This is a genomic window from Pseudomonas sp. KD5 (assembly GCF_012932895.1).
GTDB lineage: Bacteria > Pseudomonadota > Gammaproteobacteria > Pseudomonadales > Pseudomonadaceae > Aquipseudomonas.
Genome location: NZ_JDWJ01000002.1, coordinates 96,677 through 117,352, shown reverse-complemented (window position 1 = coordinate 117,352; position 20,676 = coordinate 96,677). Strand labels below are relative to the sequence as shown.

18 protein-coding genes are annotated in these 20,676 nt (G+C 61.0%); 9 read left to right on the top strand and 9 right to left on the bottom strand.

Annotation, left to right across the window (positions count from 1 at the left end):
- Window positions 1-93 precede the first annotated feature (93 nt).
- Both AF70_RS04225 and AF70_RS04220 read left to right on the top strand, forming a co-directional pair.
- A complete protein-coding gene (locus tag AF70_RS04225) occupies window positions 94-777 on the top strand; it encodes a response regulator transcription factor (protein WP_007934994.1) in 684 nt (227 codons plus the stop codon).
- On the top strand, window positions 755-2,149 hold the full coding sequence (locus AF70_RS04220) for a HAMP domain-containing sensor histidine kinase (protein WP_028940707.1): 1,395 nt from the start codon (window positions 755-757) through the stop codon (window positions 2,147-2,149). Before AF70_RS04225 ends, AF70_RS04220 begins: the two co-directional genes overlap by 23 nt.
- A gap of 202 nt (window positions 2,150-2,351) precedes the next feature.
- Here the strand turns inward: AF70_RS04220 and AF70_RS04215 are convergent, their stop codons facing one another.
- Both AF70_RS04215 and AF70_RS04210 read right to left on the bottom strand, forming a co-directional pair.
- Window positions 2,352-2,858: a DinB family protein gene (locus AF70_RS04215; protein WP_018928975.1), complete on the bottom strand. Its 507-nt coding sequence runs from the start codon at window positions 2,856-2,858 to the stop codon at window positions 2,352-2,354.
- A 241-nt stretch (window positions 2,859-3,099) separates the two neighbouring features.
- Entirely contained in the window at window positions 3,100-4,209 is a 1,110-nt protein-coding gene (locus AF70_RS04210; RefSeq protein WP_028940708.1) for an NAD(P)/FAD-dependent oxidoreductase, read from the bottom strand.
- A 452-nt stretch (window positions 4,210-4,661) separates the two neighbouring features.
- Between AF70_RS04210 and AF70_RS04205 the strand changes: the two genes are divergently transcribed.
- The 3 genes from AF70_RS04205 (at window position 4,662) to AF70_RS04195 (ending at window position 7,242) form a co-directional block, all read left to right on the top strand.
- Window positions 4,662-4,958: a hypothetical protein gene (locus AF70_RS04205; protein ID WP_019578722.1), complete on the top strand. Its 297-nt coding sequence runs from the start codon at window positions 4,662-4,664 to the stop codon at window positions 4,956-4,958.
- 199 nt (window positions 4,959-5,157) lie between these two features.
- Window positions 5,158-6,828 (top strand): Na/Pi cotransporter family protein, encoded by a 1,671-nt coding sequence (locus tag AF70_RS04200; protein ID WP_019578721.1) that lies wholly within the window; start codon window positions 5,158-5,160, stop codon window positions 6,826-6,828.
- Between the two features lie 96 nt (window positions 6,829-6,924).
- Complete coding sequence (locus AF70_RS04195; RefSeq protein ID WP_019578720.1) at window positions 6,925-7,242, top strand: DUF2388 domain-containing protein; 318 nt, start codon at window positions 6,925-6,927, stop codon at window positions 7,240-7,242.
- Between the two features lie 35 nt (window positions 7,243-7,277).
- On the opposite strand, the gene AF70_RS04190 is transcribed toward AF70_RS04195, so the two are convergent.
- A complete protein-coding gene (locus AF70_RS04190) occupies window positions 7,278-8,225 on the bottom strand; it encodes a pyridoxal-phosphate dependent enzyme (RefSeq protein ID WP_028940709.1) in 948 nt (315 codons plus the stop codon).
- Between the two features lie 166 nt (window positions 8,226-8,391).
- On the opposite strand from AF70_RS04190, the gene AF70_RS04185 reads away from it, so the two are divergent.
- Window positions 8,392-9,051 (top strand): isoprenylcysteine carboxylmethyltransferase family protein, encoded by a 660-nt coding sequence (locus AF70_RS04185; RefSeq protein WP_028940710.1) that lies wholly within the window; start codon window positions 8,392-8,394, stop codon window positions 9,049-9,051.
- Between the two features lie 25 nt (window positions 9,052-9,076).
- Here the strand turns inward: AF70_RS04185 and AF70_RS04180 are convergent, their stop codons facing one another.
- Window positions 9,077-9,745 (bottom strand): HAD-IA family hydrolase, encoded by a 669-nt coding sequence (locus AF70_RS04180; RefSeq protein ID WP_028940711.1) that lies wholly within the window; start codon window positions 9,743-9,745, stop codon window positions 9,077-9,079.
- Between the two features lie 58 nt (window positions 9,746-9,803).
- On the bottom strand, window positions 9,804-10,211 hold the full coding sequence (locus AF70_RS04175; protein ID WP_028940712.1) for a response regulator: 408 nt from the start codon (window positions 10,209-10,211) through the stop codon (window positions 9,804-9,806).
- Window positions 10,212-10,413: 202 nt separating this feature from the next.
- On the opposite strand from AF70_RS04175, the gene AF70_RS04170 reads away from it, so the two are divergent.
- Complete coding sequence (locus tag AF70_RS04170) at window positions 10,414-11,352, top strand: class I SAM-dependent methyltransferase (RefSeq protein WP_019578716.1); 939 nt, start codon at window positions 10,414-10,416, stop codon at window positions 11,350-11,352.
- A gap of 242 nt (window positions 11,353-11,594) precedes the next feature.
- On the opposite strand, the gene AF70_RS04165 is transcribed toward AF70_RS04170, so the two are convergent.
- Window positions 11,595-12,248 (bottom strand): NAD(P)H-dependent oxidoreductase, encoded by a 654-nt coding sequence (locus tag AF70_RS04165; protein ID WP_028940713.1) that lies wholly within the window; start codon window positions 12,246-12,248, stop codon window positions 11,595-11,597.
- A gap of 100 nt (window positions 12,249-12,348) precedes the next feature.
- Here AF70_RS04165 and AF70_RS04160 point away from each other — a divergent pair, with 100 nt between their 5' ends.
- On the top strand, window positions 12,349-12,981 hold the full coding sequence (locus tag AF70_RS04160) for a TetR/AcrR family transcriptional regulator (RefSeq protein ID WP_028940714.1): 633 nt from the start codon (window positions 12,349-12,351) through the stop codon (window positions 12,979-12,981).
- Window positions 12,982-13,094: 113 nt separating this feature from the next.
- The gene (locus AF70_RS04155) at window positions 13,095-14,858 is read left to right on the top strand and encodes an L-lactate permease (protein WP_028940715.1); all 1,764 of its coding nucleotides are present in this window, start codon (window positions 13,095-13,097) and stop codon (window positions 14,856-14,858) included.
- A 28-nt stretch (window positions 14,859-14,886) separates the two neighbouring features.
- Here AF70_RS04155 and AF70_RS04150 read toward each other — a convergent pair whose 3' ends face one another.
- The 3 genes from AF70_RS04150 to AF70_RS04140 are packed head-to-tail and all read right to left on the bottom strand — an operon-like array spanning window position 14,887 to window position 20,614.
- Window positions 14,887-16,272 (bottom strand): efflux transporter outer membrane subunit, encoded by a 1,386-nt coding sequence (locus AF70_RS04150; RefSeq protein ID WP_028940716.1) that lies wholly within the window; start codon window positions 16,270-16,272, stop codon window positions 14,887-14,889.
- Entirely contained in the window at window positions 16,269-19,415 is a 3,147-nt protein-coding gene (locus tag AF70_RS04145; protein WP_028940717.1) for an efflux RND transporter permease subunit, read from the bottom strand. Before AF70_RS04145 ends, AF70_RS04150 begins: the two co-directional genes overlap by 4 nt.
- A gap of 2 nt (window positions 19,416-19,417) precedes the next feature.
- Window positions 19,418-20,614, bottom strand: coding sequence for an efflux RND transporter periplasmic adaptor subunit (locus AF70_RS04140; protein ID WP_028940718.1), 1,197 nt, complete (start codon window positions 20,612-20,614; stop codon window positions 19,418-19,420).
- Window positions 20,615-20,676 lie beyond the last annotated feature (62 nt).

Here is a 20,676-nt window from a genome sequence, read left to right as displayed (position 1 = left end):
CACGAGACCACATGAAAGTTAATTTAATCAGCCGCATGTAATTCTTGGCAAAATGCCTCAACTTCGTATTGAACCGATTATCAGGCAAGCCCTATGACCCGTATTTTGACCATCGAAGACGACGCCGTGACCGCCCGGGAAATCGTCGCCGAACTGAGCAGTCACGGCCTTGAGGTGGATTGGGTCGACAATGGCCGCGAAGGCCTGGAGCGCGCCGTCAGTGGCGACTACGACCTGATCACCCTCGATCGCATGCTGCCGGAGCTCGATGGCCTGGCGATTGTCACCACCTTGCGCACCATGGGCGTGGCCACGCCGATCCTGATGATCAGCGCCCTCTCCGACGTCGATGAACGCGTGCGTGGCTTGCGCGCCGGCGGCGATGATTACCTGACCAAACCGTTCGCCACCGATGAAATGGCCGCCCGGGTCGAAGTCTTGCTGCGCCGGCAGAACACCGTGACCGCCCAGGCCACCACGTTGCGCGTGGCCGATCTTGAGCTGAACCTGATCAGCCACGAGGCCAGCCGCGACAGCCAGTTGCTGACGCTGTTGCCCACCGAGTACAAGTTGCTGGAATTTCTGATGCGCAACACCGGGCAGATTCTGTCGCGGATGATGATTTTCGAAGAAGTCTGGGGTTATCACTTCGACCCCGGCACCAACCTGATCGACGTGCACATCGGCCGTCTGCGCAAGAAAATCGACCCGCCAGGCAAAGTCCCACTGATTCGGACCGTGCGAGGCTCGGGTTATGTCATTGCTGAACCCCTCTAAAGGCTGGCGTTCCTCCAGCAGCCGCTTGCTGGCCCTTTACAGTTCGCTGTTCGTGGCCTGGAGCGCGATTCTCATGGGGGTCATGTATTACGAGGTGTCCAGCTACCTCGACACCCTCGCCAAACACTCGCTGATGCAACGTCAGCATCTGTTTTCACGCTTCCAGGGCGAGCAACTGGTGGATGCCCTCGCCGCCAGCATGACCTTCGACATTCGCGGCATCGATGCCTATGGCCTGTTCGATGACCAGCAGCGCTACCTCAGCGGCGCCTTGCGCCAGATCCCCGACGAACTGCCGCTGGACGGCAAGATTCACATGCTCGGCGATTGCGCAGAATCCGACGACCCGACCCTGCCCGCCGACAGCTGCGACGCCGTCGCGACCCGAACCCTGGACGGCCGCTGGCTGGTGCTGGTGCGGGACAACGGTTCGTTGTTTGCCGTGACCCGAATCATCCTGCACGCGCTGTTGTGGGGCGTGTCGCTGACGATTTTGCCAGGCATCGCCGGCTGGCATTTATTGAGACGGCGCCCGCTGCGGCGGATCCGGGCGATCCAGGCCAGCGCCGAAGCCATCGTCGCCGGCGACCTGACCCGGCGCCTGCCATTGTCCAATCGCCGTGACGAACTGGACATGCTCGCCGCCATCGTCAACGCCATGCTCGAACGCATCGAGCGCTTGATGAATGAGGTCAAGGGCGTGTGCGACAACATCGCCCATGACCTGCGCACGCCGCTCACTCGTCTGCGGGCGCAACTGTACCGGATTCAGCAGCAGGCCGATGAAGGATCGACGCTGGCCGTGCAACTGGACTCCGTGCTCGGCGAGGCGGACACCTTGATGGCGCGTTTCCGTGGTTTGCTGCGGATTTCCGAACTGGAGGATCGTCAGCGCCGTTCGGGGTTCGTGCAACTGGACCCGGTGCCGTTGCTGCAGGAGTTGCATGACTTTTATCTGCCGCTGGCGGAAGAAGGCGAACTGACCTTTGAACTGCAAATGCCCGAATCCTTGCCCGGGCTCAACGGCGACCGTGCTCTGCTGTTTGAAGCCGTGGCGAATTTGCTGAGCAACTCGATCAAATTCACCCCGCCGGGCGGCCAGGTGATTTTGCGTGGGGTGAATGACGCAGGGCACACGCGCATTGAAGTGCTCGACTCCGGCCCCGGGATTGCGCCGGCCGAGCGCGAGGCGGTGTTTCAGCGTTTCTATCGCGCCGAAGGCGGCAACCCGCAAAACGGTTTCGGGCTGGGGTTGTCGATCGTCGCGGCGATCATCAGCCTGCACGGATTTACGCTGGAAGTGGGCGACAGCGAACTGGGTGGCGCGCAGTTGATGATCGACTGCCGGCAGAGCCTGATTCCCCAGGCTTGAGCCAATCTCCATAACAAAGAAGATCAATGTGGGAGCAGCCCTGTGGCGAGGGGGCTTGCCCCCGTTTGAGTGCGTAGCGCTCACGAGATCTTTGGTACATCAGAGATTCTGGGGCTGCTTCGCAACCCAACGGGGGCAAGCCCCCTCGCCACAGGGCCACTTCCCATAGCGGATTTATGCTGTTATTGGGCCTGGGCTCGACTCAATACCCCGGAACCTCGCGCAAAAACTCTGACAGGTCGGTGATCGGCGGTATGGCCGGAATGTCGAAGTACATCTGGATCACCCAGCCCCGGTGATAGCTGGCGTGGTTGACCACATGCAACAGCATGGCGCCGGCACTCATGACCCCGCTTTCCCCGGACATGGAGGTGAATTCGATGGGCTTATCCAGCGACTCCTCGGTCTGGGCCGAGCTCCAGCCACAGAACCATTGATCAATCTCCTGTTGCGCCATTCGCAACTCGGCGAGCTCGGTATGGAGCAGGCCGTGGGAGGTTTTGAAGTCGTGCCCCCGGCCCTCCAGATGAGCTTGCCAGATGCAATCCACTACGTAGGTGTGGTTCAAGGCGCCGATCATGTTATTGAACACCGACACCCGTTTGCGATTGAGTTCTTCAGGTGGCAGCGCCATGAGGCTGTCGAAGAGTCGCTGATCGGCCCAGCGCTTGTAATCGGCGAGCATGCGGGCAGTGCGTACGTTGATCATCAGAGATCTCCCATAGCGATGGGCGCATTGCCAAGAATAGCCCTCACGGCGGGCAGGATCGTAAACGCTGATTATCGGTCATGCCGCAACCTTGTAGCAGCTGGCGAAGCCTGCGTTCGGCTGCGTAGCAGTCGTGAATCCTGCGCACGTGGTTTATCTGACCCACCCGTAGCGTGTGGTTTAGCGACTGCTGCGCAGCCGAACGCAGGCTGCGCCAGCTGCTACAGAGCTTTATCGCGAACTACATTAAGGTCAGGTGCTGCACCACCCGTTCGGCCAATGCCAGGCAACTGGTCAGCCCCGGCGATTCGATGCCGAACAGATTGACCAGGCCCGGTACGCCGTGGACGTCCGGGCCGCTGATGACGAAATCGGCGGCCGGCTCGGTCGGCCCGCTGATTTTCGGGCGGATGCCGCTGTAGGCCGGTTGCAGACTGCCATCGGGCAACGCCGGCCAGTAGCGCCGGATTGCCTGATAGAAGCCTTCGCCGCGATGGGGGTCGACGCGATAATCGACTTGCTCGACCCATTCGACATCCGGCCCGAAACGCGCCTGACCGCCCAGGTCCAGGGTCATGTGCACGCCCAGCCCGGCGCTTTCCGGTGCTGGATAAACCAGATGCCGGAACGGCGCCTGGCCACTGAAACTGAAGTAGCTGCCCTTGCACAACCAGGCCTTGGGCACGTGCCGCGCCGGCAAGCCTTCGATCCGGCTCGCCACCTCTGGCGCAGACAGTCCGGCGCAGTTGATCAGTTCACGACAGCTCAAGGTCATCGGCTGAGTCCCCCCCATGTGCAGCTCGAAACCCTGTTCGGTACAACGGGCCGATGCAAACGGCGTATGAAAGGCCACCGAGGTGCCCCAGGCTTCGGCATCGGCCTGAAGCGCCAGCATCAAGGCATGGGAATCGACAATCCCGGTGGACGGTGACCAAAGCGCTGCAACGCAAAACAACGCCGGCTCAAGCGCTCGTGCCTGACCGGCATCCAGTAATTGCAGGTCATCGACACCGTTGCGCCGGCCTTGCTCCAGCAACGCCTGCAAGGCATGGCGCTGACGGTCATCGGTGGCCACGATCAGCTTGCCGAGGCGCCGGTAATCGACACCGCGCTCATCGCAGAAGGTATACAGGCGTTGCTTGCCCTCCACGCACAATTGCGCCTTGAGACTGCCGCTCGGGTAATAGATCCCGGCGTGGATCACTTCCGAATTGCGCGAGCTGATGCCCACGCCAATCCCCTCGCCCGCCTCGACCAGGATCACTTCTCGCCCGGTCCGGGCCAGGGCTCTGGCCACCGCCATCCCGACCACGCCAGCCCCGACTACCACGCATTCGATATCGACGCCCACCTGCCCTCCACTCATTCAAGCCAGCCCTGGATGCGATAATCGATCAGGCTGGAGAATATCGCCAGCATGACCGCATACGGTCTGCTACGTGGCGTTCATACTCTATGTTTAATTTCCCATTTAACGATCATTCAAAATGACAATTAACTGTCATTGACCTGAACACTTTCCAACTTCCCCCCTTCAACACAACCTTAACCGGCTATCGGCGATTGACTTTGCCAACCTGCCTGAGTAAATTGCGCCGGCCGATAACAACGGCTTTTTTCAACTCACAAAAGAATTCAATGGACACAGTATCTAGTCGCTGTCGGATGACTGCTCACACGCAGGATCTGGCACATAACCCAGACAATGACGGGCCTCGACTTTTCGGTCGGGTGAGCTGCGCTAGAGCTTGAGGCTCCACCGTAACTTGCCTCACCGGAATCAGTCCGGCCCAGAGGCATGTTATGAACTTCAAAAACACTGTAATGCCGGGCGTACGCGCCTTTGCATCGACCATGCGGGTCAAGCTCTGCCGTGAGCGTCTGCTGACGACTCGGCTCTGCGCCCCGTTCTCCGCCCCTTCTACCCACGCCAAGGTGCGCCCTCGTGCCAACTGGCGTGTCTGCCCGACGACCGGCCGGCTTCAGCAACGCTGGAGCTTCGACGACAGTCAGGACCCACAAAGTCGGCGCATCGCGCGCCTCTTCCAGCAGGCGAGCCTGATGCTCGGCCTGTCTATCGGGGCATGCATTTTCAATTGATCTGAAGGCACTTTAAAGTCCTTCCAGAACGGTTTCCTTAAACGGGAATTCGACAACTTTTTATTGCCCGTCAAAAGCTGAATTATTTGAATTAGTTGTGGACCATCAAGTAACACCGCAATCACGGGTGTTAATTCAGATACCACGAACCGCGCTCCGGGCCTTCAATAAATGCAACACGAAACAAGGGAGAGTCCTCATGTCGGGAACTACTCTACTGATCAATCTCGCCGGCTCCATCGCCCTGTTGCTATGGGGCACTCATATGATTTCTTCGGCGCTGTTGCGCGGCTTCGGCACGCCGCTGCGTCAGTGGCTGGGCCACAACCTGAACAACCGCTGGATGGCGTTGCTGTCAGGAATCGGCATCACCGGGGTCTTGCAAAGCAGCACCGCCGTGAGCCTGATGGCGACCTCATTCACTGCCGCCGGGACGCTGGGACTGGCGCCGGCCCTGGCGGTGATGCTCGGCGCCAACATCGGCTCAACCCTGGTGGTGCAGTTGCTCAGCGTCGATGTGTCGATGCTCACGCCCAGCGTTTTGCTGGCGGGCCTGATCGTCTTTCGGCTGCGCGATGACTCGCGCTACGAAAGCGTCGGTTGTGCACTGATCGGCCTGGGGCTGATGCTGCTGGCCTTGCACATGCTCGGCTCCACATTGGCGGAAGTCGAAGGCACGCCGATTTTCCAGTTGATCATGCAGAGCCTCGAGGGCGATCTGGTCATTGCGCTGCTGGTGGCGCTGATCCTCACCTGGCTGTGCCACTCCAGCGTGGCCGTGGTGTTGCTGATCGTCTCGCTGGCCGCCACTGGCATGCTCTCGGCCAGCACCATCGTCGCGCTGGTGCTGGGGGTGAACATTGGCGGTGCGCTGCCCTCGGTCATCAACGCCGGATCGAGCGTCGGCCGACGCCTGCCGCTGGGCAACCTGCTGGTGCGCGCGGTGGGTGCTCTGGCGGTCTTGCCGTTTGCCGGGTTGCTCGCTCAGGCGCCGCTCGCGCCCTCGACCCTGGTGGTGTGCCTGCACACCGGTTTCAATCTACTGCTGGCGTTGGTGTTCATCGGTCTGACCGACATACTCGCCAATGCCCTCACCCGACTGCTGCCGGCACCTGAGCGGGATGTCGATCCCGGCATGCCGTGCTATCTGGACGAGGCCGGCCTGGAAGTGGCCAACATCGGCCTGTCGAATGCCGCTCGCGAAGCGTTGCGCATGACCGACATGTTCTCGGCCATGCTCGGCCGGATGCTGCAGCTGTTCCACACATCGCTACCGGCCTGCGCCGATGAAGTGCAGCGGATCGATCAATCCCTGGACCTGCTCAGCGCGGCGATTCGCGCTTATCTGGCCGACATCGGCAAGGAAGGCATCAGTGACAGCGATGCCGATCGTTCCCAGGAAATCCTCACGTTCGTGATCAACCTCGAACATGCCGCCGACATTCTTTCCAGCAGCCTCACGCAATTGGCCGTGCGCCGCTTGCGCCGGGGTGAACAGTTCTCGGCCTTCGAACTGGGCAACATCGCCCCGCTGCACGACGCCGTTCTGGAAAGCCTGAGCCTGGCAATCACCGTGTTCCTGCGCGAAGACATCGCCACCGCCCATCAACTGATCCAGCGCAAGGAGACCGTCAGAAGACTCGAAGCCTGCGCCAGCCGCGAGCACTTTCGCCAGTTGCAGGAAGACAAAAGTACCTGGGCGCAATCCGGTGATATTTTCCAGCGGGTACTGCGTGATTACCGGCGCCTGCATCACCACATCGCCGCCCTGGCGTATCCGCTGCTCGAACGCGCCGGTGAGCGCTCGGTCGAGAGCATCGACGCTCCCGTTACGGATCGCATGACGATAGATCTGGCTGGTATTGAGTGAGGCATATATCGATCGGCAGGGAACTCCTGACCACCGCCAGGCATCCTAAATTATGTGTTACTTCCTTCACGCTTCACGCTTTCGGAGGACGCCGTCATGCGCCGTCTGTTTTTAGTATCTTCACTCGTGCTTTGCTTGCCCTTTGGCTCAGCCATGGCCCGTGTGGATGCGGGCGATGTCGCCACCTCAGCCGGGATCTCCGCATCGCTGTACTCAACGTTCAAGGATCACAAAATGGTCGTCCCTGCCCGGGATGACGCCTCCAGTTTTGTCGCCAGCGGCGGTACGATCCGTGGCGTCTACCTGGAGTCGGTACTGAAGGAGATTCGTCAAAATCATCCCGACTTAAAGGCCAGCGATGAAGACCTGGCCAGAGCGATCCTCGTTCAGGAAGGTGTGCCAGCGGGTCAATAAAGTCTCAAATGCAAGCGGTAGGGCTAATGACGGCCCTACCTTGCTTCAGCGCTGTTCTTCTCGACTCCTGCGGACAAACGTGCCCAGCTGGCGACCAGTTGCGCGCTGATGCTGACGCCGCCGCACACGACAATCACCACATCATGGGCCTCGGCAATTGCCGGATGGTCGAGGTAGGCAATCGCCAATGAAACGCCACACGCCGGTTCGACCAACTGGCGCAGGTCGTTGGCGTAACGAACCACGCCCATGATCGCCTCATCATCGCTGAGCACCACGCATTCATGCGGGAAATCAAGGATGTGCTGCACCGGCCAGGCGGCCACTTGCGCGGCGCCGAGTGACGTGGCAACGGTGTCGATGCGCGGCAGTCTGACCGGGTGCCCGGCAGCGATGGCGGCAGCGAACGACGCCGCCCCTTGGGTTTCGCATGCAACGATCCGACAATCCATGCGCTGATGACGGATCAGGCCGGTGAGCAGGCCCGCCAGCAATCCGCCCCCCCCCACGGATGTCACCAACGCATCGACTTGAGGGCAGTCCTCGAGGATTTCATCGATCATCGTGCTGTGCCCCTCCCACAACACCGGGTGATCGAAAGCCGGTACATATTCGGTGTCTGCGCCCTGCGCGAGTTCTTTCGCCCGTTGATTGGCCTCGTCCCAGACCTTGCCATGGACAATCACCTCGGCACCGGTTTTCCTGATCCTGGCGCGGGTGGTTTCCGGGGTCGTGTTCGGCACCACGATGCAGGCCTTCAGCCCAAGGTTGGCAGCGGCCACCGCCGTGGCCAGACCGGCATTGCCACCGGAAGGACAGACGACTTTGCGCTTGCCCTGCTCTGCCGCCTGGCTGCACAACAGGCCCATGCCGCGCAGTTTGAACGAGCCGCTGGGTTGCAGGTTTTCCAGCTTGAGCCAGATTCGCCGGGTCGGAGTCGACAGACCCGGGTGCAGAATCAGGGGCGTTCTGATGTGAAGCATCGTGTGCTCCTTGTGACAGCACCGGCGCGTTGAGATCTTTCAACGGGCCGGAAGTGAACGGACAGGCTCATCCTTATCCAAGCTTAGTTCACCCTGCTCGACGACTACCGCTCTCATAACGGGCTGCCCTCTACACTGGTGATATGCCCTTTTTGCGAGATCAGTTATGAAAATCTCAGCCAAACTCGCGTTTTTCGCCCTCGTCAGCACCCTTGCCTACCTCGCTCTCGCGGTGTTCGGGCTGGGCGGGTTGGCGGCGTTTTCCTCGCATCCACCGCTGGTGGTCATTGCGCTTGCGACCCTGGTGATGGCGATCGCGTCGTTGTTCAGTGAGGGCAATTTGAGCACTGGCGAACGTGAAGACCGGGCCAATCGCTGGGTGCTGCCGGTTTTCGGGGTGCTCGGGTTGTTGAGCGGGTATCTGCCGGCCTACACCGACCGGATCGACTTCTGGACCTTCGGTGGCGAGGGCGTGCGTTGGCTGGGAGCGCTGCTGTTCATTGGCGGCGGCGCGTTGCGGATGTGGCCGGTGTTTGTACTGGGCAAGCGCTTCAGCGGATTAGTGGCGATTCAGCCAGGACACCGCCTGGTCACCGACGGAATTTATCGGAATGTGCGCAACCCCAGTTACCTGGGGCTGCTGATCAATGGCGTGGGCTGGGCGCTGGCCTTTCGTTCCGGCGTCGGGTTGCTGCTGGTGGCACTGATGTTGATACCGCTGATCGCCCGCATTCGCTCTGAAGAAGCGCTGTTACGCACGCAGTTCGGCAGCGAATACGACGCTTATTGCGCCCGTAGCTGGCGATTGATTCCGGGGATCTACTGAACTGACCGCATCAGGGCCGTGTCGATTATAAAAAGTGTAAGCGGATCAGGTTATTGCCATCCACATGGCTCGTGACCGAGTCATAACTGGCCAGTGTGGCGTGCCGGGTCTGAAGGGGATGAACGTGGGTCGCGGTGATGACCATGATGTTGGCACCCGCCGCTTCACCTGCGCGAATTCCGACGTCGGCGTCTTCGAAGATCAGGCACTCGGCTGGATCAACCTGCAGTCGACGAGCCGCCAGCCGATAGCCCGCAGGGTCGGGCTTGCCGGCGCTGACGTCTTCGGCGGTCACCATCACGCCAGGCTCGGGAATGCCGGCAGCGGCCATTCGGCGCAACGCCAGGGCCCGCGGCGCAGAGGTAACGATGGCCCATTGGTGGGCGGGCAGCGACTTGAGGAAATTCGCCGCGCCGGACACCTCGACAATCCCCTCCACATCATCGATTTCCGCCTCGGTGATCCACGCCGCTTCAGCTTCGGCATCTACCCCTGGCAACGCCAGGCGATTGATGGTGTCGATGGCGCGAACCCCATGGATGGTCGGCAGGAAGGTTTCGACATCGACGCCGTGGCGCACGGCCCAGGTTGTCCAGATCCGCTCGGCGGCGGCGATGGAGTTGAGGATGGTGCCGTCCATATCGAACAGCAAGCCACGGTATGACCCGTTGAGCAGGGATGTTTTGACAGACAAAGGGCGACTTCCTTTTGCAAGAGCCAGGCAAATGTTGTCAGCTAATGTACACCAGCTCCTACACGGTTCGGGTCGACTGCAAGGCGCGTTGCACACAATCGAGCAACTGCCCCACCGCCCAGGGTTTCTTGATGAACGAAACCGGATGCTTGACCCCGGAGCTTTTCGGAGTTTCGAAGCCGGACATGATCATGATCGGTTTGTCTGGCCAACGGTCGCCAAACTGATTGGCCAGGTCCGCGCCATTGAGTTTTCCCGGCATGGTGATGTCCGTCAGCAACAGCCCCACCTCCGGCGCGTGCTGCTCCAGAAACTGCGAAGCCGCATCCGCGCTGATCTGTGGTTCAACCGCAAAGCCTTCCTCCTGAAGAATTTCGCAAAGAAACTCGAGGATCAACGGGTCGTCCTCAACCACAAGAATCAATCCGTCAGACAAATGCGCGCCCGCCGTCGATACTGGACTCATCACTGTGCCACTCCCTGATTGCGCAAATAGTTTCGCAGGCTCAAATCCGCCACCTACAGGTATGAACAGCGGACTTCACGGAAAATTCATTTTTGATACACCTATCCAGGACATTCTCCGTCCAGGCCGGTAAACCCGACCGTTTGTCCGCGCATAATTGTGGTTAAAATGCCGCCCCCTTCTACATTGCCGACCTTGTCCGATGAATCCAGACGCCCTCTCCATCCTCCACGACCATTTGCTGACAGCACTTGCGGCCGCCCCCGCAGAAACCCGTCGGCTGTTTCACGGCCGTGGGCGCTGCTGGCCGGGGTTGGAGCAATTGACCGTCGACTGGCTCCAGGGCGTGGTGCTGGTCTGCGTGTTCAAGGAGCCGCAAGCGTCGCAACTGGATGATTTGAAGCAGCGACTGATGGCGATCACGCAGTCACCTGCGTGGAAAGCCTCAGGCGCGCATACCTTGCTGCTGCAACATCGCTATTTGCAGGAAAGCACCACCGAATGGCTGCTCGGGGAGCCGATCGAGGAGATGACGATCACCGAGGGCGGCCTGCAGTATCGCGTGGACCTGGGCCGCAAACAGAACACCGGCCTGTTTCTCGACATGCGCTACGGCCGCGATTGGGTGCGGGCCAATGCTGACGGCAAGCGGGTGCTGAACCTGTTTGCCTATACCTGCGGGTTTTCAGTGGCCGCCATCGCGGGAGGCGCTACGCATGTGGTCAACCTGGACATGTCCCGCGCGGCCCTGAGCCGTGGTCGCGACAATCACCGGCTCAACGGCCATGACTTGAGCAAGGTGAGCTTTCTCGGCCACGACCTGTTCAAGTCCTGGGGCAAAGTGATCAATAGCGGCCCTTATGATCTGGTGATCATCGACCCACCGTCCTTTCAGAAGGGCAGTTTTCTGCTGACCAAGGATTATCAGCGCGTACTGCGCCGTCTGCCGGAGTTGCTCAGCCCTCAGGGTACGGTGCTGGCCTGCATGAATGATCCGGCCTTTGGCGCGGACTTCCTCATCGACGGCGTCACTCGCGAAGCACCGAGCCTGCGGTTTGAGCAACGGTTGGAGAATCCGCCGGAGTTTCCCGATGCCGATGTCGAGTGTGGGTTGAAGGCGTTGGTGTTCAGGCAGGGGTAGCTGAAAATCAAAATGGTGATTCAACACCAGGCAGGCCGGCCAGACTCAGTAGACTAATGGTACTTGAGCCCGAACCCGCGGCTTCCTACGATGATGATACGCAGCGGTTGGAGGTTTAAACCGTTGCGTAAGTGGTGGGTGAACTGAACCCCAATAAGCCCACCCCTTGTTTCATGCGCATCTTGAGCCTCTCGGCTCTACTTCCTCCCCATCAAAGAGCTTTGAGGCTCTTTTTTTGTCTGTCAAAAAGCCTCGGCGCCGACCGCTCGGCAACGTTGAACATCCTGGCCCACATCGCAGCGCCCAGAGGCAGCGAAAAGCTCACGACCGATCGTGCGAGCAGCCTGCAGATGAACCGTCGGTTCCTGGATTTCCGATTCGAGCAGCAACTCGGACGTCACCACGCAAGCACCGCAATAATCGAAGATCCCATGGTCGATCTGCGTCTTCATGGCGTCGGCATAACCGTGGCGCGCATAGGTTCCTGCGTCGGCACCGCCAACACCCACCAGATGAACCCGCAGATGGCGAAGCTTCTTCTCCAACCTGGCATCCGCCGCGAAATCGAACGCCCAGCCATTGGCGAACACACGGTCGATCCAGCCTTTGAGCAGCGCCGGCATCGACCACCAATAAACCGGATAAACCAGCACCAGTGCATCGGCGCGATCGATTCGCGCCTGCTCGGCGGCCACATCGGCGGGCGGCGGTGCTTCACGGTGATGGACGGCGAGATCGGCCGCGCCGAATCTCGGATCGAACCCTTGCGCCCAGAGGTCCGCAATTTCGAAAGAGTGGTCGGCATCCGCCTCGGATACTCCTTCAGCGACGTGTCTCGCGAGGCTATGGGTAAGCGATTGGGGGTCATGGTGAGCCACAACGATGAGCGCGTGCATGGCAAAATCTCCTGCTACGGAATGAGTGATTGAGGGTGAAAGGCGAGCCTTATATACTCTTGGTAAGTTACGCTCAGTAAGCTACTTTTGGTATATAGCCATGTCAAGCACCGAAACACCCGAGCAAGATTCCAGTCCGCAACCGCGCCGGCGGATGTCGCGGGAGGAGCGCCTGCGCCAGTTGCTGGATGTCGCCTGGCAACTCGTTCGAGAGGAAGGTACGGACGCGTTGACGCTTGGCCGGCTCGCCGAACAGGCGGGGGTCACAAAACCGGTGGTTTACGATCACTTCACCACCCGCCCCGGGTTGCTGGCGGTGCTCTATCAGGAGTTCGACGCACGTCAGACCGCGCTCATGGATACCGCGCTTGAAGCCAGTGAACCGACACTGGCCAGTAAGGCAATGGTCATCGCCTCGTCTTATGTCGACTGCGTTCTGCTTCAGGGCCGCGAGATACCGGGTGTGATCGCGGCGCTGACGAGCTCGCCCGAGCTGGAAAAGATCAAGCGCGAGTACGAAGCGATCTTCATGGGCAAGTGCCGCAACGCCCTGCTCCCCTTCGCCGGAACCGGTGATATCGCGCCAGCGAGTCTTCGGGCGATGCTCGGTGCCGCCGAGGCGCTGTCCCATGCTGCCGCGACCGGAGAAATCACCGCGGAGCAGGCACAGGACGAACTCTTCGAAACGATCGTGGCGATGGTCGAAAGGAGCGCACGCTTCAGGAGGGTCTAGAAACCTAACACGCATCGTAGGGCTGGTAAGCGCCCGCCAGGACAGCAGCGTAATGCCACCTATACTCAAGCCACCTTCCCCGCGCTACCCACAATAAAAAGCAGAGGTGGAAAATGGTCTGGCAGCAAATCTACGACCCCTTCGGTAATCCGGTGCTATCAACGCTCATGGCGGCGACGCCGGTGGTGGTGATGCTGGTTTCCCTGGCGTTTTTCCACATCAAGGCACATCTGGCGGCGTTGTTGGCCCTGGGTTCGGCCTTGCTGATCGCGATTTTCGCCTTCGGCATGCCCGCGAACATGGCGGGCTCGGCCGCACTGTTCGGCGCCGCCAACGGTCTGTTGCCGATTGGCTGGATCGTGCTCAACATTATTTTCCTGCATCGGCTGACCACCGAGAACGGCTCGTTCAAAGTGCTGCAAGACTCCCTGGCGCGCATCACCGACGATCGACGTCTGCAGTTGCTGCTGATTGCCTTCTGCTTCGGTGCCTTCTTCGAAGGGGCCGCCGGTTTCGGCACTCCCGTGGCGGTAACCGGGGCCATTTTGATCGGGTTGGGTTTCTCGCCCCTGGCCGCGTCTGGCCTGGCGTTGATCGCCAATACCGCGCCCGTGGCGTTCGGTGCACTGGGCACGCCCGTCATCACCTTGGCCAAAGTGACCGGGCTGGATGAAATGGAGCTGTCGATGATGGTCGGTCGCCAGTTGCCGTTCTTCTCGGTGATCGTGCCGTTCTGGCTGATCTGGGCCTTCGCCGGTTGGCGCAAGATGCTGGAAATCTGGCCGGCGATTCTGGTTGCCGGCGTCAGCTTCGCCATACCGCAATTCCTCGTCTCCAACTACCACGGGCCAATGCTGGTGGACGTCATCGCGGCACTGATTTCCATGGCCTGCCTGACTGGTTTCCTCAGGGTCTGGAAACCGGCCACGGTGCATACCTCGGCCGCCCTGTCAGGGCGAGTCGACCATTCCAAAATAGCCGAAGAGCATGACGAAAAACCCGTCGCCAGCGCGACCTTTGCCAGCGATGCAAAACCCGCCGTAATGCGCGCATGGATGCCGTGGATCATCCTCACGGTGTTCGTTTTCGCCTGGGGCACCCAAAGCTTCAAAAACCTGTTCGATACCCGCCCGGCCATGGATCCGCAAACCCACTCGGCCAGACTTGATCCTCAGGGCAAGCCAATGCGCGAGGCCAACCCGATCTTTGCCCCGAGCGTGACCTTCACCACGATTCATCAACAGATCGAGAAGGTCCCGCCCGTGGTGCCCGCGCCGAAAACCGAGGACGCGATCTACAAGTTCACCTGGTTCACCAGCACCGGTAGCGGCATCTTGCTCGCGGCGATCCTTGGCGGGCTGCTGATGGGTTATTCCATCCCGCAACTGCTGCACCATTACCTGCGAACGCTGTGGGTAGTGCGCTATTCGCTCACCACCATTGTGGCGATGCTCGCCCTGGGCTTCCTGACCCGCTACTCGGGCCTCGACGCCACCATGGGCCTGGCCTTCGCTGCAACGGGCATTTTCTATCCGATGTTCGGCACCCTGCTCGGCTGGCTCGGCGTGGCCCTGACCGGCTCGGACACGGCCTCCAACGTGCTGTTCGGCGGCTTGCAACGGGTGACCTCCGAGCAACTGGGCCTGAGCCCAGTGCTGATGGCCGCCGCGAACAGTTCTGGCGGGGTCATGGGCAAGATGGTCGACGCCCAGTCGATCGTGGTCGCGTCCACCGCCACCCGCTGGTACGGCCATGAAGGGGAAATCCTGCGCTACGTGTTTTTCCACTCCGTGGTGCTGGCGATTCTGGTCGGCGGGCTGGTGACGTTGCAGGCGTATGTGGCGCCGTTTAGCCATATGGTGGTGGGCGGGCACTGATCCAGGGGGGCGGGCCTGATCGCGAACATTAATTCCAGCCGCCCCCCATTACCTTGTACAACGTCACCCGGTTGCTCTGCTCGGCCAGACGCAGGGTGATCAGGTCCTGTTGGGCGCTGTACAACGAACGCTGGGCGTCCAGCGCTTCGAGGTAGCTTTGCGAGCCGCCGCGATAGAGCGCGTCGGCCAGTTCAAAGCTTTTGCGGCTGGCGTCGGTCAAGGCTTGCTGGGCTGTCAGGCGTTGGTCCAGGGTGCTGCGCACCGCCAGGGCATCGGCCACTTCCTTGAAGGCTGTCTGCAAGGTTTGCTGGTAGGTCTGCACCTGAATTTCACGCTCGACCTTGGCCGCATCCAGTGTCGCGCGATTGCTGCCGGCATCGAAGATCGGCAGGCTGACGCTCGGGGCGAAGGTCCAGGCGCCGCTGCCGGACTTGAACAGACCGGACAAGGCCGAACTCGCAGAACCGGCGTTGGCGGTCAGGCTGATGCTCGGGAAGAACGCCGCACGGGCCGCGCCGATATCGATGTTGGCCGACTTGAGGGTGTGCTCGGCGGCCAGCACATCCGGGCGCCGTTGCAAAAGACTGGACGGTAACTCATCCGGCACCTGAACCAGCAGCGCGACCGATTGCAGACTCGCACCGGGAAGCAGCTCATCGGGAACATCACTGCCGACCAGTAAGCGCAGGGCATTGCGGTCCTGGAGAATCTGACTGGCGTAGACCGCCACATCGCCTCGGGCCGACTCCACAGTGGTTTGCGCCTGAGCCAGGGCCAAACCGGAAGAGCCGCCCAAGGCATGGCTGCGTTGGGTCAGTTCGTAGGTTGCCTGTTGGCTGCGCAGGGTTTCCTGGGCCAGTTGCAAACGCTCGTTGTCCGCCGCCAGCGTCAGCCAGGCCGTGGCCACTTCAGCCACCAGGCTGATCTGGGTGCTACGCCGGGTTTCGGTCAGTGCCAGATAGTCTTCCAGCGCTTCGTCCTGAAGGTTCTGTACCCGCCCGAACACATCCAGTTCATAACTGCTCAGCCCCAGTTGCGCACTGTACTCATGACTGGTGCTCGCCGTGCCGCTGCTGGACGTGCGGCTATGTGTGCCGCTGACTCCGGCATCGATGGTGGGAAACGCCGCCGCCCGTTGAATGCGATATTGAGCCTGGGCCTTTTCGATGTTCAGGCTGGCCAGACGCAAATCACGGTTGTTGGTCAGCGCCAGGGTCTGCAAACGCGCCAGGCGACTGTCGGTAAAGAACTGCTGCCAGTGAATGTCCGCCGCTGCATCGCCCGAGGGCACACGGGTGGTCGGCAGCCATTGCTCGGCAACTGGCGCCTCGGGGCGCTGATACTCCGGCGCCAGATTGATACAGCCACTGAGCAACGCCAGAGCAGCCAACAAGGGCCAATGAAACTTGATCATGCATCACCTTTCTGCGCGGTTGGGTTGGCGGTTGTTGTGGTGGATACGCGACCGAAACGACGACGGATCAGCACGAAAAACAGCGGCACAAAGAAGATCCCCAGCACGGTGGCGCTGAACATCCCCCCCAGCACGCCAGTGCCGATGGCCTGGCGCCCGGCAGAACCGGCGCCGGAGCTCAATGCCAGTGGCAACACGCCGAACATGAAGGCTAAAGACGTCATCAGGATCGGTCGCAGGCGTTGACGCACGGCAGTCAGCGTCGCGTCCCTCAGGCTATTGCCCTGCTCTTGCAGGTGCTTGGCAAACTCAACGATCAGGATCGCGTTCTTCGCCGCCAGCCCCACCGTGGTCAACAACCCGACCTGGAAGTACACGTCGTTGCTCAAACCACTGAAACGAGTCGCCAGCACCGCGCCGACCACCCCCAGCGGCACCACCAGCATTACCGAAAATGGCACCGACCAACTCTCGTACAACGCCGCGAGGCAGAGGAACACAAACAGCACCGAGATCCCGTACAGCAGCGGTGCCTGGGAGCCGGACAAGCGCAGTTGATATGACTGCCCGGTCCACTCGTAGCCGATGCCTTCGGGCAGTTGTTTGATGATCGCTTCCACCGCATCCATCGCAACCCCGGAGCTCACCCCCGGTGCCGGATCACCGACCACCTCCAGCGAGGCATTGCCGTTGTAGCGTTCCAGCAACGGCGAGCCATAGCTCCACGCGCTGCTGGCGAACGAGGAAAACGGCACCATCTCACCTTTGCTGTTGCGCACGAACCAGTGCTCCAGGTCGGCCGCCTGCATCCGCGCCGACGCCTCGCCCTGCACGTAGACCTTCTTCACCCGGCCCTGGTTGAGGAAGTCGTTGACGTAAGTGCCGCCCAACGCGGTGGACAAGGTAGCGTTGATATCGCTGGTGCTCAGACTCAAGGCCCCGGCCTTGCGATCGTCTATGCTGACCTTGAGCTGCGGTGTATCGTCCAGGCCATTGCTGCGTACTCCCAGCAGCCGCGGGTCTTTCTTCGCCAACTCGATGAACTGCTCCCGCGCGGCGACCAGGGCGTCATGCCCCAGTCCGCCAAGGTCTTTGAGTTGCAGGTCGAAACCCGAACTTTGCCCCAGGCCACGTACAGCCGGCGGCTGCATGACAAACACGTTGGCATCGCTAATGCTCGCCAACGCCAGGGTTGCACGTTGGGCAATAGAAGCCGCGTCCTGCCCTTTCCCCGATCGCTCGCTCCAATCCTTGAGTTTGATGAAAGCCCGGCCGGTATTCTGGCTGTTGCCACCCATGCCCAAACCGCTGATGCTGATCAGCGCCTCGACTTCCGATTGTTCGAGCATGTAGCTCTCGAACTGCTTCATTACTGCCTGAGTTCGACTATCAGTGGCGCCCACCGGCAGCTGGATCTGCGCCATGAGGATGCCTTGGTCTTCATCCGGCAAGAACGAAGTCGGCAGGCTGGCGTAACCAGCGCCCATCGCGAACAAAATCACCCCGTACACCAGCAAGCTCCGACGCCCACGCTGCAAAATGCCACCGACCCATTGTTGATAACGCAAGGCACTGCGCTCGAAGCTGTGGTTGAACCAGCCGAAGAAGCCGCTTTGCGCACCATGGCCCTGGGCATCGGACGGCTTGAGCAAGGTCGCACACAAGGCCGGTGTCAGGGTCATCGCCACCAACACCGACAGGAGCATGGCCGAGACGATGGTCACCGAAAACTGCCGATAGATAATCCCTGTGGAACCACCGAAAAATGCCATGGGAATAAACACGGCGCTGAGCACCAGAGCGATGCCGATCAGCGCGCTGGTGATTTCCGCCATGGACTGGCGAGTCGCCGCCAGCGCCGGAAGTCCCTTCTCACTCATCACCCGCTCGACGTTTTCCACCACCACGATGGCATCGTCCACCAGCAGTCCGATAGCCAGGACCATGGCGAACATGGTCAGGGTATTGATTGAATAGCCGAACAGCGCCAGCACGCCGAAGGTGCCCAGCAATACCACCGGCACGGTGATCGCCGGGATCAATGTGGCCCGCAGATTCTGCAGGAACAGGAACATGATCAGCACCACCAGTACGATCGCTTCGCCCAAAGACTTGACCACTTCTTCGATGGACAGGCTGACAAAGGGGGTCGTGTCGTATGCGATCACGTTCTTGAGCTGCATTTCTGCAGGGTAGAAAGGCTCCAGTTCCTTAAGTTTGGCCTTCACCGCTTCGCCCACGCTCAGGGCATTGGCCCCGGCGGCGAGCTGCACGCCCATGGCGGCAGCGGGTTTGCCGTTGAGGGCAGAACTCACGTCGTAGCTTTCACTGCCCAATTCGACCCGCGCCACATCGCCCAACAGCACCACGGCTCCATTGCTGGTGGACTTGACCACCACGTTGCGAAACTCTTCGGCGGTTTGCAGCTTGCTGCGGGCACTGATAGTGGCGTTCAACTGTTGCCCGGCCACCGCCGGCAAGGCACCGAGCTGGCCGGCGGACACTTCGGTGTTCTGTGCTTCCAGGGCGCTGCTGATGTCCGAGGGCATCAACGCATACTTTTCCAACAGGGCCGGGTCCAGCCAGATGCGCATGGCATAACCCGAACCGAGGGTCTGCACGTCGCCGACGCCATCGATGCGACTGATCTGGTCGAGCAAGGTGCTGGAAATGTAGTCGCCGATCTGGGTGCCGGTAACGCTTTCGTTATCGGAGGCCAGGGCGGCAATCATCAGAAAGTCCGAACCGCCCTTGGTCACGGTCAAGCCTTCGCTCTGCACCGATTGCGGCAGTCGGGATTCGGCCTGTTGCAGTTTGTTCTGCACCTGCATCTGCGCCACATCCGGGTTAGTGCCGGCGGCAAAGGTCAGGCTGATGCTGGCGCTGCCCGCCGAACTGCTGGAGGCCGACATGTAGGTCAGGTTATCCAGCCCTTTCATCTGCTGTTCGATGACCTGGGTCACCGAGTTTTCCACGGTCTCGGCCGAGGCGCCGGTGTAGGTGGCGGAGATCCGTACCGTTGGCGGCGCGATGTCCGGGTACTGTTCCAGCGGCAGTTGGCTGATCGACAAGGCGCCGGCGAGCATGATGACAATGGCGATGACCCAGGCAAAAATCGGTCGATCGATAAAGAACCGCGCCATGCTCAACCCTCCTGCGCAATGGCAGTCGGCGCCGACTGCCGCGTGCGGCTGCGAGTGCCCGGGTTTTGCGCCAGCACCGGGGCGCCGACCCGGACTTTCTGCCCACCTTCGACAATCACCTGATCACCCGCCGTCAGGCCAGAGGTGACCCACCACTGGTTACCCACGGCGCGATCGATGGTCAGCACGCGCTGCTCGACCTTGCCATTGACCACCAGCAACACCGACGTCACGCCACTGGCGCTGCGGGTCACGGCTTGCTGGGGGATCAGAATGGCTTGATCGTCCCGGGCCTGTTCCAGCACCGCCCGCACATACATCCCGGGCAGCAACAGCCGGTCCGGGTTGGCGATTTCCGCCCGCAGGGTCACGGTGCCGGTGCCCTCATTGACGCTGACCCCGCTGAATTTCAATCGGCCCTCATGGGCGTAGGTGCTGCCGTCGTCGAGTTTGAGACTGATCCGCGCTTCGCCCTCGCCGTTGCTTTGCAGCACACCGCTGGCGAGGTCGCGCTTGAGGCGCAATAGCTCGGTGGTCGATTGCGTGATATCCACGTAGATCGGGTCCAGTTGCTGCACCGTGGTCAGTGCGCTGTCCTGATTGGCCACCACCAACGCGCCGGGGGTGACCGTCGAAGTTTCGATGCGCCCGCTGACGGGCGAGCTGATGCGGGTATAGGCCAGGTTGATGCGCGCGGTATCCACGCCGGCCTGGGCCACTTGCAGTTCAGCCTCGGCGGTCAGCAGACTGGCCTGGGCATCCTCGTTGTCCTGCTGGCTGATGGCATCGATCTTCGCCAACTGGGCATCACGCTTGGCCGTGGCCTGAGCCGACTTCAATGTGGCGCGAGCCTTGGCCAGAGTCGCCTGCGCTTCAGCCAAGGCGGCCTTGTACGAGGCCGCATCCAACTGATACAGCGCCTGTCCGGCCTTGACCTCGGCGCCTTCGACAAACAGCCGCTGCTGGACGATACCGCCGACCTGCGGGCGAATCTCGGCGACCATAAACGCCTGAGTACGCCCGGCCAGCTCCGTGGTCAGCGCCTGGCTTTGGGGTTGCACCGTGATCACTGACACCTTGGCCGGTTCGACCACGGGCGCGGATGCGCCGGGGGAGCAACCGCTCAGCACCAACAGAATGATCAAGGACAGTAAACCCGCGGCGGTTACCAGGGATTTGGCGAGAATTTTGGTCGACATAAATGCCTCTGCAAGACGGGGTGGCTGAAGCCAGACGCCATACTGCGAGGCAAATGTGCAGG

Excerpts from the sequence above, each read along its gene's own strand:
- AF70_RS04225 (WP_007934994.1), top strand. The coding sequence starts at position 94 with ATGACCCGTATTTTGACCATCGAAGACGACGCCGTGACCGCCCGGGAA.
- AF70_RS04220 (WP_028940707.1), top strand. The coding sequence starts at position 755 with ATGTCATTGCTGAACCCCTCTAAAGGCTGGCGTTCCTCCAGCAGCCGC.
- AF70_RS04215 (WP_018928975.1), bottom strand. The coding sequence starts at position 2,858 with ATGATCAACGTACGCACTGCCCGCATGCTCGCCGATTACAAGCGCTGG.
- AF70_RS04205 (WP_019578722.1), top strand. The coding sequence starts at position 4,662 with ATGAACTTCAAAAACACTGTAATGCCGGGCGTACGCGCCTTTGCATCG.
- AF70_RS04200 (WP_019578721.1), top strand. The coding sequence starts at position 5,158 with ATGTCGGGAACTACTCTACTGATCAATCTCGCCGGCTCCATCGCCCTG.
- AF70_RS04195 (WP_019578720.1), top strand. The coding sequence starts at position 6,925 with ATGCGCCGTCTGTTTTTAGTATCTTCACTCGTGCTTTGCTTGCCCTTT.
- AF70_RS04190 (WP_028940709.1), bottom strand. The coding sequence starts at position 8,225 with ATGCTTCACATCAGAACGCCCCTGATTCTGCACCCGGGTCTGTCGACT.
- AF70_RS04185 (WP_028940710.1), top strand. The coding sequence starts at position 8,392 with ATGAAAATCTCAGCCAAACTCGCGTTTTTCGCCCTCGTCAGCACCCTT.
- AF70_RS04175 (WP_028940712.1), bottom strand. The coding sequence starts at position 10,211 with ATGAGTCCAGTATCGACGGCGGGCGCGCATTTGTCTGACGGATTGATT.
- AF70_RS04170 (WP_019578716.1), top strand. The coding sequence starts at position 10,414 with ATGAATCCAGACGCCCTCTCCATCCTCCACGACCATTTGCTGACAGCA.
- AF70_RS04165 (WP_028940713.1), bottom strand. The coding sequence starts at position 12,248 with ATGCACGCGCTCATCGTTGTGGCTCACCATGACCCCCAATCGCTTACC.
- AF70_RS04160 (WP_028940714.1), top strand. The coding sequence starts at position 12,349 with ATGTCAAGCACCGAAACACCCGAGCAAGATTCCAGTCCGCAACCGCGC.
- AF70_RS04155 (WP_028940715.1), top strand. The coding sequence starts at position 13,095 with ATGGTCTGGCAGCAAATCTACGACCCCTTCGGTAATCCGGTGCTATCA.
- AF70_RS04150 (WP_028940716.1), bottom strand. The coding sequence starts at position 16,272 with ATGATCAAGTTTCATTGGCCCTTGTTGGCTGCTCTGGCGTTGCTCAGT.
- AF70_RS04145 (WP_028940717.1), bottom strand. The coding sequence starts at position 19,415 with ATGGCGCGGTTCTTTATCGATCGACCGATTTTTGCCTGGGTCATCGCC.
- AF70_RS04140 (WP_028940718.1), bottom strand. The coding sequence starts at position 20,614 with ATGTCGACCAAAATTCTCGCCAAATCCCTGGTAACCGCCGCGGGTTTA.